Annotated in this window: 10 protein-coding genes; 4 read left to right on the top strand and 6 right to left on the bottom strand. The window is 54.0% G+C overall.

Annotated features, from left to right (window positions below; translation table 11 throughout):
* Positions 1-20: 20 nt before the first annotated feature.
* The gene (locus LX87_RS17550; RefSeq protein WP_111629881.1) at positions 21-1352 is read right to left on the bottom strand and encodes a DEAD/DEAH box helicase; all 1332 of its coding nucleotides are present in this window, start codon (positions 1350-1352) and stop codon (positions 21-23) included.
* Between the two features lie 68 nt (positions 1353-1420).
* On the opposite strand from LX87_RS17550, the gene LX87_RS17545 reads away from it, so the two are divergent.
* Positions 1421-1858, top strand: a complete 438-nt coding sequence (locus LX87_RS17545; protein WP_111629880.1) for a DUF6526 family protein — start codon at positions 1421-1423, stop codon at positions 1856-1858.
* Between the two features lie 262 nt (positions 1859-2120).
* On the top strand, positions 2121-4586 hold the full coding sequence (locus LX87_RS17540) for a TonB-dependent receptor (protein ID WP_111629566.1): 2466 nt from the start codon (positions 2121-2123) through the stop codon (positions 4584-4586).
* Positions 4587-4725: 139 nt separating this feature from the next.
* On the opposite strand, the gene LX87_RS17535 is transcribed toward LX87_RS17540, so the two are convergent.
* Positions 4726-5517 carry a 3-keto-disaccharide hydrolase gene (locus LX87_RS17535; protein WP_111629565.1) on the bottom strand — a complete coding sequence of 264 codons (792 nt, stop codon included), beginning with the start codon at positions 5515-5517 and terminating at the stop codon, positions 4726-4728.
* A gap of 172 nt (positions 5518-5689) precedes the next feature.
* On the opposite strand from LX87_RS17535, the gene LX87_RS17530 reads away from it, so the two are divergent.
* Positions 5690-7060, top strand: a complete 1371-nt coding sequence (locus LX87_RS17530) for a Gfo/Idh/MocA family protein (protein ID WP_111629564.1) — start codon at positions 5690-5692, stop codon at positions 7058-7060.
* A 510-nt stretch (positions 7061-7570) separates the two neighbouring features.
* Positions 7571-8638: a T9SS type A sorting domain-containing protein gene (locus LX87_RS17525; protein ID WP_170139385.1), complete on the top strand. Its 1068-nt coding sequence runs from the start codon at positions 7571-7573 to the stop codon at positions 8636-8638.
* A 150-nt stretch (positions 8639-8788) separates the two neighbouring features.
* Here the strand turns inward: LX87_RS17525 and LX87_RS17520 are convergent, their stop codons facing one another.
* The 4 genes from LX87_RS17520 to LX87_RS17505 are packed head-to-tail and all read right to left on the bottom strand — an operon-like array spanning position 8789 to position 13229.
* Positions 8789-9727: a glycerophosphodiester phosphodiesterase family protein gene (locus tag LX87_RS17520; protein WP_111629562.1), complete on the bottom strand. Its 939-nt coding sequence runs from the start codon at positions 9725-9727 to the stop codon at positions 8789-8791.
* A 15-nt stretch (positions 9728-9742) separates the two neighbouring features.
* Positions 9743-10342 carry a histidine phosphatase family protein gene (locus tag LX87_RS17515; RefSeq protein WP_111629561.1) on the bottom strand — a complete coding sequence of 200 codons (600 nt, stop codon included), beginning with the start codon at positions 10340-10342 and terminating at the stop codon, positions 9743-9745.
* Between the two features lie 8 nt (positions 10343-10350).
* Positions 10351-11787 (bottom strand): FGGY-family carbohydrate kinase, encoded by a 1437-nt coding sequence (locus LX87_RS17510; protein ID WP_111629560.1) that lies wholly within the window; start codon positions 11785-11787, stop codon positions 10351-10353.
* Positions 11787-13229: an FGGY-family carbohydrate kinase gene (locus tag LX87_RS17505; protein ID WP_111629559.1), complete on the bottom strand. Its 1443-nt coding sequence runs from the start codon at positions 13227-13229 to the stop codon at positions 11787-11789. Before LX87_RS17505 ends, LX87_RS17510 begins: the two co-directional genes overlap by 1 nt.
* Positions 13230-13231: the final 2 nt, after the last annotated feature.

Genomic DNA, 13231 nt, shown 5'->3' with positions numbered 1-13231 from the left:
TAGCGCGTTCCGGCGGTTTTTTAATTATTCTTCCGGGTTTTCTTGATCGGTTTGCCGTACTTCTTCATCATCTCCTTGGCGTGATCCCGGCGGACGTTTACCTTCTTGTTTTTTTCTGATTTTTCGTGAAAAGCCCCACCGAACGTCTCACTTTTGTGAATCTTTTCGACGGCCTGTTTCCGGTTTGATTTCGGCTTTTCGTCATCAATCAGTTCGTCCGAAATCTCAAGGCTCTTCGGCAGCGGCAGCATCGGAATCCGATAATTCATCAGTTCCTCAATGGCCTCCCGTTGTTCCTTCTGTTTTTCGGTCACGAACGCAATGGCAATCCCGTTTTTGTCGGCGCGGCCCGTGCGGCCAATCCGGTGAATATAACTCTCGGGCGTTTCGGGCAGATCAAAATTGACCACGTGCGACACTTCGGCAATGTCGAGCCCGCGGGCAATAATGTCGGTCGCAATCAGAACCCGGTATGTTCCGTCTTGAAACTGGCGGACGGCGTTAAACCGGTAATTCTGCTCCTTGTTCGAGTGAATCACCCCCACCTGATCGGGAAGCTCCCTGATCAATTCGTCGTAGAGCAGATTGGCCAGTTCCTTGGTAGCCACAAACACCAGCACCCGGTTCATTTCCTCATCCCGGTAGAGCAGGGCTTCCAGCAGATTCACTTTCGTGTAAAAATTGGGCACTTCGTAGGCCGACTGCTGAATGTTTTCCAGGGGCGTTCCGACCGGGGAGGCTTCCACCCGGGCGGGGCTGTTGAAATACGTCTGGATCAGCGTTTCGACCTCTTCGGTCATCGTCGCCGAAAACAGCAGGTTCTGTCGTTTGGCCGGCAGCAAGTCCAGAATGGTTTCCAGTTGCGTCCGGAAACCGAGGTTCAGCATTTCATCGACCTCATCAATCACCAGCCGTTTAATGCTTTTGGTCTTTAGTAAACCCTTGATCGACAGATCAATCAACCGACCGGGCGTTGACACCAGCACGTCCATTCCCTTCTCCACTTCGGCAATCTGCGGTTTGATGTTAACCCCGCCGTACAGCCCCACCACCGTCAGGGTCGTGTATTTGCTCAACTGCTGCACCGCTTCCACGACCTGCACCACCAGTTCGCGCGTGGGCACAATGATCAGCAATTGCGGGGAGCGATCCTTCGAAAACTGGAATTGTCGCAGACTCGGGAGCAGGTACGCAAACGTTTTTCCTGTTCCGGTCTGGGCAATCCCGCACACATCCTTGCCCGACATTACCACCGAAAACACCTTGCGCTGGATGGGCGTGGGCGTCGTATAGCTCAGGTCCGCCAGGGCGTTCAGGAGCGGTTTATTCAAATTTAAATCTTCGAAAGTCATATCCGTAAACAATGTCGGTCGTTTTATTCTTTACAAGGAAAGCTGCCTCCAACGTTCCATTGACCGCCATGAAAACGCAAAATTACGAAAACCACGTTCGATATTACCCACCTCACCATTTTGTATTTTATCCGGTTGTCCTTCTTTTGTTCGGCATCAGTATTTATTTCACACTGAACGACAAAGAACATTCCGAACTGTGGCTCTTTTTTGCACTTTTAACCATCGTGATCACCGGCCTGGCACTGATGCTCCGGCAGCACTACGCCCTCAACAACCAGAACCGCATCGTCCGGCTGGAAATGCGGTTTCGGTATTACGTCCTGACCCACCAGCGGCTCGAACTCCTCGAAAACCGTCTTTCGTTCGGCCAGATTGCCGCCTTCCGGTTTGCTTCTGATGAAGAATTGCCGGGGTTGGTTCAGCGCACGCTGGCCGAAAACTTAAGTCCCGACGAGATTAAAAAATCCATCACCAACTGGCAGCCCGATCATATGCGGGTATAAATGCCGTCGGTCCTGAAAAGCCCTCATCGAACCCCCGGTTTCGTCGCTGAAACAATAGCCGCTGAATGGTCGGCGCCACCCCACTTTATTTTTTATCTAATTCCATAAAAATCCTATTTTTGCTACATCATACGGTTTTCCGGCCGTATGCTCCATCTCTACCCGCTAACACGAGTTGAAAGGCCCTTCTGACGGTTTAACCCGCGCAGTAAAAAAGGCATTCTCACGCCTTATTATCTTAATTCAAGAAAACTAAAATTGAATGAACCCAACCTTTACGTTTTTATCGGGCCGGTTTTCCGTAACCGCCCAACGGTATTTGCTTTGCCTGTTCATCGTGCTACACGGTCTTGCTCTGCCCTCCGCCCACGCGCAGGACGGTAAACTGAAAGTAAAAGGCAAAGCGCTGGATGCCCAGACCAACGCACCCCTCATCTACGCCAGCGTCCGGCTGTTCAAACAAACCGACAGTTCGTTTGTAGCGGGCGCGATCACGACCGAAACCGGCGATTTTTCGGTCGATGCTACAGCCGGAAACTATTACGCCGTTCTGGAATTTATCGGTTATAAATCGCTGAAGAAATCCGGCATCCGCCTGACCCGCGAAAACTCCCCGCTCGACCTCGGCACCATCAAACTCGCGGCTTCGGCCAGCACGCTGGATGAGGTGGTGGTGCAGGGTGAGAAAAGCACGATGGAATTTTCGCTCGACAAACGGATTTTCAACGTCGGCAAAGACCTCGCCAATGCGGGCGGAACCGCCGTCGATATTCTGAGCAACGTGCCTTCGGTGGCCGTGGATGTGGAGGGGAACGTCAGCCTGCGGGGCAGCAGCAGCGTCCGGATTCTGATCGACGGAAAACCGTCGGGACTGGTTAGCTTCAAAGGCGGCAGCGGGTTGCAGCAGTTGCAGGGCAGCATGATCGAACGCATCGAGGTGATCACCAATCCGTCGGCCCGCTACGAAGCGGAAGGCATGGGCGGGGTTATCAACATCGTGCTGAAGAAAGAGCGGAAAGAAGGCTTCAACGGTTCGTTTGACGTTATTCTGGGCAATCCGGCCAATTACGGTCTGGCGGCCAACGTTAACTACCGGCGCAAAAATCTAAACTTTTTTGTGAACTACACGGCTTCGTACCGCAACACCCCGGGCCGCAGTTCGCAATATCAGGAAGTGTACCGCAACGACTCCACCTTTCTGACCCAGCAAAATTCGACGGGCAAACTGAAAGGTCAGAACAACAACGCCCGCGCCGGAATCGACTATTTTTTCAACGACAAAAACGTCCTGACGGGGTCGTACACCTGGCGGATCAGCAAGGGAAAACGGTTTACGGACATTCGCTACCAGGATTACCTCAATAGCCTGACCAACCCCCAAAGCATTACGTACCGTACGCAGGACGAAACCGAAACCGAGCCGAACTCGGAATACGCCCTCACCTACAAACGGTCGTTCAAACGCCAGGGCCACGAGCTGACCGCCGACGTTCGGTATCTGGACAACTGGGAAAAATCCGACCAGTATTTTGGTCAACGCACGGTGTTGCCCGATGGCCGCCCGTCTTCCATCCCCAACAGCCTGCAACGGTCGGTCAACGATGAAACCGAAAAGCAGTTGCTGGTGCAGATTGACTACGTTCAGCCCTTCGCCAAAGACGGAAAATTTGAAGCCGGTTTGCGAAGCAGTTCGCGCGATATGACCAACGACTACTGGGTTCGTCAGCAAACAGCGGAAGGCGGCTGGACTCCCCTGCCGGGCTTGACCAACGACTTTCTGTACGAGGAAAACATCAACGCCCTGTACGGTATTATTGGCAACAAAACCCGTAAATTATCGTATCAGGCCGGTTTGCGGGCCGAGTGGACCGATGTAACCACCACGCTCCGGCAAACCAATGACGTCAACCCGCGCAGTTACGCCAACCTGTTTCCGAGCGTTCACGTCACCTACGATCTGCCACGCCAGAATGCCCTCCAGGTGAGCTACAGCCGCCGGGTGCGCCGACCGACGTACAACGACCTGAGCCCGTTTATGACCTTCAGCGACAACCGGAATTTCTTCAGCGGCAATCCCGACCTGAACCCGGAATTTACGGATGCCTTCGAAATCGGTCACATCAAATACCTGGGAAAAGGCTCCATCGGTTCGTCGCTGTATTACCGCTATACCACCGGCAAAATCATCCGGATTCGCCGGGTTGACGAAAACGGTTTTGCCAACACCCGCCCGGAGAACCTGGCCACGGAAGATTCCTACGGGGCTGAATTCACGACCTCCTATTCGTTTTTCAAATGGTGGAAACTGGACGGTAGCGTCAACTTTTTCCGGGCCATCACCAACGGCGACAACCTCGATACCGACTTTCAGAGCGACACGTATAGCTGGTTTGCCCGGGCGAATAACCGCCTGACGGTCTGGAAGAATACCGACATCCAGCTGCGAGGCAATTACGAAGCGCCCCAGCTAACGCCCCAGGGCCGTCGCAAAGCCATTGCCACCCTGGATTTTGCCGCCAGCCGGGATATCATGAAGGGCAACGCTACGCTGACACTCAACGTGCTCGACGTGTTTAACTCGCGCCGGTTCCGCTCCATCACCGAAGGAGGCAACTTTTACACCGAAAATAACTCACAGGGCCGATTGCGGCAGGTCAACCTGACGTTTAACTACCGCTTACGGCAGGCCAAGAAGAAGACCAAAGACGTAGGCGAAGGGGATTATTAAACCGACTCAGACTCTGTTTCCAAAAAAGCCGCGATTTCGTCGCGGCTTTTTTATTTCTCTTTATAAAAAACGCTACTTCTCTCCTTTGCGGAAAAAGGCAACCCGGCTCCAGACCGCAAAGAGTTGATTTCCGAATGATTTAAAAATCCGTCTGTGCTTCGTTCAGGTCCAGTTCCTTAATCCAGATGTTGCGGTAGAACACATCGTGTCCTTCGGCTTGCAGTTTCAAACCGCCCGGCGTATCGGTAATGCCTTTGCCACCATCGTTTCCGCCGTCAATACCCGAATTGGCCCCACCCCACACCTGGTTAATCGGCTGATTGGTATGGACTTTTTTGCCGTTGAAATACATCGTCAGCATGGCTTTTTCCACCCGCTTTCCGTCTTTAAAACGGGCCGCCCGGAAAGTAATGTCGTACGAATTCCACTTGCCCACACCGTTGTAGGCGTAATAAGGCGAGGGCGTTTCGTTGATGACGGCGGCCATGCCGTGCGAGGTGGTATCGCCGTCGAGTACCTGAATTTCGTAGCGGTTTTGCAGGTACACCCCGCTGTTGCCGCCCGGTTTACTAATGAAAAACTCAAGGTGCAGCCGGAAATCCCGGTACGGCTTTTTCGTCACGATGTCGGCGGAACCGTATTTTCCGCCCGCAGCCGTTGGGTCGTTGCTGTTCAGAACCGTTCCCTTACCAGCCGGGTCTTTTTCAATCGTCCATTTGATCGGCAGGCTGGCTGCCAGTCGGGGGCCTTCCCAGTAGGTCCATTTCGCATCGAGCATGGCCCGCGATCCGTCGAACAGAACTTCAGCCCCTTTGGGTGGTTTTGTACCAACCCCAACCGGCTCCCGGAAATAGGTGCTTGATCCTAACAAACAGACTAGTAGCAACAACGTGAAGGAAAAAACTGGTTTAGCGCGGAGAAATCGTTTCATGAAACAGGCGTTTTTGGGTAAATGGAAGGCTAAAGATAAGCGCGATTTGCGAATTACCGATTGAAATTTTCCAATCTTCCGCTGTACTTTCCCACCATCCCCGGGGGCCTGACACGAGTAGTTTCCGGCCTGATCCGGCTTCCTGAATTAAATCTATTCCGTTTCCTGAGCCATGAACAAAGACCTTTTTACTGTATCCCGGCGGAAATTTTTGCTGGCGGCTGCGGCCACGGCCCTGGCGCCCCCGCTGACCCTCAAGGCGTCCAAACGCAAACTGGGTCCGAACGACAAACTCAATCATGCCTGCATCGGTGTGGGCGGCATGGGCTGGGGTGACCTGCAAAACTTCGCCAAACACCCGAAAGTCAACATTGTGGCGCTCTGCGACGTGGATGAAACCCGGCTGAAAAAAGCCGCCGAAGCCTTCCCGAATGCCCGCACCTATACTGACTGGCGGGAGTTGCTCGAAAAAGAAAACAGCAACATCGACTCGGTGAACGTCACGGTGCCGGATCATAACCACTTTGCCATTGCGATTCAGGCCATCCGGGCGGGCAAGCACGTGTATTGCCAGAAACCGATGTGCCATGATGTGGTGGAAGTTCGGGTACTGACCGAAGCCGCCGTTAAGGCCGGAATCGTCTCCCAACTGGGAACTCAACATGCCTCCGGCAAAGGCGACCGAACCGCCGTGCAATGGATCAAGGAAGGTGTTATTGGGAAGGTAAAGCATGCCTATCTCTGCTCCAACCGCCCCGGCGCCATTGACCATTACCGGCTGGTGGGGCCGCGACCGACCGAAGGGCAGGAACCGCCCTCCACCTTGCATTGGGACCTCTGGATCGGTACGGCGCCCCCTCGTCCGTTCGTGCCGGACATCTACCACCCGACCAAATGGCGGGCCTGGCAGGATTTCGGCACCGGCTGGTCGGGCGATATTGGTTGCCATATTTTCGATGCCGTGTGGAAGGGGTTAGGCCTGAAAGCCCCCAAAACTGTCATTGCTGAGGTGCAGAAATCGTGGGAGGACTCCCCCGAGCGCCGGGGCGACACCTGGCCGCAGGGCGATCACATCACCTGGACATTTCCGGGCACTAAGCTCACCACCCGAAACCTGACGGTGGAGTGGTTCGACGGGGAGTTTTACCCACCCGAAGAAATCCGCGCGCTGTATTCGGTGCAGGATTATCCCGCCGAATCGGCCATGCTGATCGGAACCAAAGGAGCCCTATTGATTCCGCATACCGGAATGCCGGTCTTGCTGCCGGGTGATAAATTCAAGGAATATAAAACTCCGGAACTGGAAGAACGGAACCATTACCACCATTTTGTGGATGCCTGTCTGGGTGGACCAAAAACCGAGTCGCATTTTGCGCAGTCCGGCCCCATGACCGAGGCCATTATTCTCGGAACGGTGGCCATTCGGGTACCCGGCAAACGGCTGGAATGGGATGCCGCCAACCTGAAAATTCCGAACGCGCCCGAGGCTGAAAAATACCTCAGCCGCATCTACCGCGACGGCTGGCAGATTGCGGGCTTGTAAGTGGATGGTACAGCGGCAGGACGAAAGCCGTTGTTATTTTCAGTTAAGTTCATTACGCATCGTCACTGAACCGCATCCTCACAAAAAAGCAGGCAAACGGATTTGTTCGCCTGCTTTTTTGCAATTAAAAAGAGTACTCAGAAGATTTAAGGTCCTTATTCCACAAAATGCGTTCAGCTGTTCAACCAGCCGCCAGGCTAAGTCGTGCTTATCACAGATACTGCTGGAGGTAAATCATACTGAACGGCTAGATATAAAAGCCGAATCAAATGGCTTGAGTCAGAACTTATGATTCCCATACTTTTGTCAAGATTAGACTCTCGAAGCCGTCCAATCTTCATCTATTAGAGGGCTAATAATTTCAAATTTTTACTAAGAACAGGTTATGTATGTTATAAATAGGAGGTTGGATTTACTATATTTGCATGTATTAGCAATTATATAATATAATTTGAATCTACCATGAGTAAGCAACCCTTAGGTGCTATGTATAATTGCCGATGGCTATCTATGCTATCCTTGTTACTAGGTCTGGTCAAAATAGCTACTGCCCAGACTAATGCCATTACCAATGGTACTTTCAGTAGCGGGTTAAGTGGCTGGACTACTACAACCTATAGCACTTCAAATCAGAATTTTTTTAGCTATCAAAATTTCGCTTACACCTGGAACGACCAGTATCCGGCAGGCACATTTCTGGCTCAGAATGTGACAAACGGGACAGATGCGCCTACGGTCAGCTTTAGATTATCTTGGGTGTTAGCTACTAATCGAACCAATGTTGAGTTTTGGTATGGGGGAGTAAAATACGCTCACTTGGCCAACGATGCAGCCGGTGCTATAACCGTAACCAAGTATGCTGGTGCTACCGGCACGGACTCGTTTAGAGGTGGCATGAGCACTTTTTATACTTTTACCTTTGCCCTGCCAGCAGGCCAGTCCCCTTCCGCTCAGTTTCTGATCAAGGTGCTGCCAACCACTAATTCAAGAGATGATGAGATAGGCATTGACGATGTGTTTGTAACTGGGAACGCGGTTCTGCCTGTGACCTTAGTTGACTTTTCTGCTCTGGCGCAGCAGGACCGTACCGTACTGGTCAAGTGGACCACCTCTTGGGAGCGGGCCAATAAAGGCTACGTAGTAGAACGTAGCCAAGATCTAAAAAGCTTCGAGGTAGCTGGTGAGGTCAACGACGTAGCTGGTAGCAGTAACGGTATAAACACCTATCGGTTTGTGGATAAGAGTCCATACCGGGGCACGAGTTATTACCGCTTGAAGCAGGTGGATGCGGATGGCCGCACTGAGATCTTCCGGGCCCAGTCGGTGGTGATCGATGGGCAGTATGGGGTGTATCCTAATCCCGTGGTGAGTCAGCAGTTCACCCTGCAGTTGGATGAACCAGCCGATGCGGTCCTGCACCTTTACAATACCAGTGGGATAGAAGTGCCGGTCAGCAAGTCAAATTTCACTCAGCAGAGCGCCACCATCAGTCCCTTACGCAAGCTCTCGAGTGGGGTGTATATCCTGCATATCCAGGAGCGGGGTCAGACCCGTAGACACCGGATCATTTTCGAGTAAGAATCTACTGATCAAATTGCTTGTAGAAATCACAACTTAGGTAGACAATAGCCTGTACAGAATTTTGCAGGAAGCCGAACCTGATCGGATACACCCAGTTCCTCAGTCTAAGATAAGAAACCAGGTATATCCCCTCACTTGGTGGATCGTTTAAAACCGGTCGCTGAACGTGGCTTTTTTGAAATAAATCGATTTGGCGCTTTTAGCGGGCAAAATCGACTGAATAGCTTCGGCGGTTTCGATGGGCAGGTCGGACTCCAGAATGCTGGCACCGTCGGCGAAAACATTCCGGTAGGCTTCGGCCCGCTCCGCCGGGGTTTTGAGCTTGTCGTAGCTCGGCGCTGACGAAATCATGCACATCACCCCTTTGGCATTCAGCAGCTTGTACATCTCCTTATTTTCGGGTTTGACGCGCGGCCCGATGTAGGCGATAAGCTGCGAGAAGGGAATACGGGCTTTTTCGTAGTCCGCAACAACCTGGGGGGTCAGCATATGCGCCGAGAACATCTGATTTTTGTGTCCTTTCAGGTAATACGCGGCTTCGGCCGGGCTATGCACCGTCAGCATCACAAACGCTTCGGCTTTATGCTTCCGGATGATGTCGGCAATCATCGGAAACGGCACGTCTTTTTTATCCAGATTCAGCACGGTTTTGCCCCGCGCCCACTCGATGGTTTCGGCCAGCGTCGGAATGCGGTGTTCGGTGACGTTGCCCTCGGGGTCTTTCAGCCGGAGCTTTTTCAGTTCTTCCCAGGTGTAGTCCCCCACTTTTCCGGTGCCGTTGGTGGTCCGGTCGAGCGTGGCATCGTGCATCAGCACAATCACGCTGTCTTTCGTCAGTCGCGGGTCGATTTCGAAAAAAGCCGGGGTGTGTTTCAGGGTATTTTCAAACGTCGCCAGCGAGTTTTCCGGAAATCCCTTGATCATACCGCCCCGGTGACCGCTGACAATGGGAATGTCTTTCCCTGTCCACCGAAAAAACTGATGCAGCTCTTTGGGCGATTTAAACGCCAGCACATGCAGCGTCTGCTGGGCCTTTACACCCGTCGTCAAAAGAATCAAAAACAGGGCTGTGATTAATCGTATCATACGCTTATCCTCAAGTTAACGGCAATTCAATTTGAGCAAACTAAACTCATTTTCTTCGTCCAGCGTAAAAACCGTAATCGTCGAATTGTCCTGCATCAACCGCCGGTAATTTTTCAGGGGCATCCCGAGTTTCCAGGCCATGTAAAACCGGTTAACGGCATTGTGCGCGACCACCAAAACCGTCTGCCCGTCGTGCTTCTGGCGAATGTCCTGAAAGAAATCATCGACCCGGTTGACGACTTCCATTGCCGTCTCCCCGCAACCACCCGCCCGCGTATCGTCGGGCGAGGCACACCAGTTGTCCCACAACTCCGGTTTTTCGGCAATAAATTCTTCCCGCGTTTTTCCTTCCCAATCGCCAAAACTGGCTTCCGTCAGCCGCTCATCGGCCACGACTACCTCCGGTTTTCCGGAAGCAATCTGCGCCGTTCGGAACGCCCGCTGAAGCGGTGACGAGTAAATGGCATCGAACGCAAGACCGCTTAACAACCGGGCCGCGCCGTGGGCCTGCTCAACTCCTTTGTCGGTTAATCCAATATCGGTGGCCCCGCAATAACGGTTACCGTCCGCATTCCAAAACGTTTCTCCGTGCCGGAGCAAATAAACTGTCAACATTTGTTTTTCTAGTCAATAAATCCTTTTTCCCGCAATGTACCGACAAATCGCTGATAACCGACCTCGTAGGCCCGCACCAGATCGTCGGACGGTTTTATTTCTTTTTCTACCTGCGTCATGGCCTGAGCCGCTTCCGTCAACGAACGAAAATGCGTCTGGGAAGCCGCCAGAATAGCCGCCCCCACCGCACCCGTCACCTCCGCGCACTTGAAAACCGGGCGGTTTAGCACACTGGCGCGAATTGTCAGCCAGACATCGCTGTTACTGGCTCCCCCTGCCGTATACACCGCCCGCACCGTCTCGCCCGACAACTGCTCAATCAGTTCATAGGCGTAACGCTCCAGGTAGGCAACACCCTCCATATTAACCGCAAACAAATCAACGTCCGACAGTCCTTCCGGCGCAAAACCGCGCGCCTGGACCGAAATAAACGGAAACCGTTCGCCCGCCTGCCGCAACGGATAAGCCGTATAAGGTGTCGGAATCCGCTGAGCGGCCGCTTCCGTTAGCTCCGGCAACCGGTCACGGAATCCGGCGGTTACCCAATCGGCCCCGGTATTGCTGGCTCCGCCCGGCATCCAGTAGCCTTCGGGGTGCCGGTGGCTGTACAGTCGGCCTTCGGGGTCTTTTACTTCCCGGGTCGTCACGCCCTTGACTACCAGCGTTGTGCCGATGGTCGTATTCCAGTCGCCGGGCCGCACGGCCCCCGACGCCACCTGCGAGGCACAACCGTCGGTCATGCCCGCGACAACCGTAATTTCGGGCAAACCCAGCGTGTTCGCCAGTTCGGGCCGGAGTTTGCCGATCGGTTTTCCGGACGGCACCACCTCCTGCATCCATTCGCGTTTCAGGGGCAACTGCTCGAAAAGATACGCGGGCCAGCCGCCATTTTTTACGTCATACCCCGATTTTAACGCATTCGTCAAATCCGTCACCCGAAAATTCCCGGACAACTGGCCCGTGATGTAATCGGCGGCATGAATCCAGGTGTGCAACCGGGCGGTTTTCTCCGGAAAATGCTGCGCAAACCAGACCATTTTGGAAAGGCCGCTCGATGCATTGAAACCCGTATAGCCCTCCGGCTGAAAACGCTCAGCCACGGTTTTGCACTGTTTGCCTTCCGCGGCCGACCGGTTGTCACTGTACATCAGGGCATCGTGCAGCGGCTCGTTCTGCGCATCCAGCGGAATCACCGTGCCGGAGGTTGACGTAACCGCCACTGCCTTGACCTGTTGCAGATCGATTTCGTTCCGCAACGCGGTCAGAACGGTTTTCAGGCAATCCAGCGCCGACGCCCACCAGTCTGCGGGCGACTGTTCCTCGCGCGAACGGTCGGTCAGCGGCAAAACCGCTTCCTGACTGCCCCAAACCCGACCGGTTTCATCCGTCAGCACCACCCGCACGCCCTGCGTCCCCACATCAATTCCAATAAAATAAGCCGCCATTATTGCATGGTTTTAAAAACGTTCCGCGTCTTTTTCCACGCTTCGTATAACTGCTGAAACCGTTCCGGCTCCTCCGGCTGAACCTCGTCTTCCGTCACCGGCGCCATTCCCGAAATGCCCAGCGCGTCGTTGCACAAAAAGGCCCCACCGACCACCGATGCCTGTTGGTACGTATTCCGGATGCGAACGGTTTTTTGAGTCAGATTGGCGAGATACTGGCGCAGGGTCCGGCTTTGCATACCGCCCCCGCAGGTCCAGACGTAGCTTTCGGTATGCGGGGTAACGGCGCAGAGGCTCCGGTAATTTTCGTAGATGCTGCACGCCATGTCCCAGAGCGTGGCCCGCACGAAGTCGGCCCGCGTGAGCTGATGCGAAACCGGCGTATTGAACAGAAAACCGCCCCGGATAAGCGGAGTTTTTTCGTCGGCCAGCAAGGAGCCCAGCGCTGCGACACAATTGGAATGATCCGTTCCGGCCAGCTCGGTTTCAATGACTTCGTAGCTTTCGTTGGGGTAAAAAATCGCTTTCAGCCGCTGGTAATTCAGGCCGGTTACGCCCGCGTTGGTTTCCAGAATAAAGCCGGTTTCGTCAATGTGCCGATTGGTCCAGGTGCGCTGCTGTTCATCGGTCAGGTACTGATCGACCAGCTTGATGATCGGTGTCGTGGTACCCGATACAATGACCACATCATCGACCGACGGTTGCAGGCTCCGAATCGCCAGTTGCGTATCGGCCCCACCAACCACCACCTGCGCATCGGACGGAATGCCTAGTTCAGCACCCATGCCCGGCAACACCGGTCCCAGCACGGTTCCGGCACCCTGCAAAGGCGGCAACAGGTCCGTATCCAGATCGAAAAAACCGCACAATTCCGCCGACCATTGTTTGGCGGCAACGTCGTACAGCAGCGTTTCCGATGCCTGCGAATGTTCGTACCGGGCCGTGCCGCTGAGCTGGTACTGCACCCAGTCGCTGATGCTCAGGAAAGTGGCCGTTTCGCTCCAAAGCGCCTTTCTCCGTTCCCGCAGTCCGACCAGTTTCAGGGCAGAAAACAGGGAGGTGGGATACCGCCCGGCGAGCTGATACACCCGGTTTTTGTCAGCTATCGAATCTTCCCACTCACGGCCCCGGTGGTCGATGTTCGGCATCCCGATCAGCGACTGGCCCGCCTTGCCGATGGCTACAATGCCTTCCCGCTGGCTGGTGGCGGTAATAGCCCGAATCTGGACCGTTCCGCTATCGGCCAAAGCTGTTTTGGCCAGTCCGACAATCAGTTGCCAGAGGTGATCGGGGTCGAAATAAATCGATTCCGGATAAGCTTCATCCCGTTCGTAGGGCATATCCGCCCGCGCAACGCCGAGCACGGTTCCGCTGGGCTCGACCACGGCGACCCGGACATTACCGGTGCCCACGTCGATAATTAAATAGGCATCCTGACCCATGG

It is taken from the genome of Larkinella arboricola (assembly GCF_003259745.1).
Classification (GTDB): domain Bacteria; phylum Bacteroidota; class Bacteroidia; order Cytophagales; family Spirosomataceae; genus Larkinella; species Larkinella arboricola.
The sequence above is the reverse complement of the archived record's forward strand: the minus strand, read 5'-3'. Positions and strand labels throughout refer to the sequence as shown.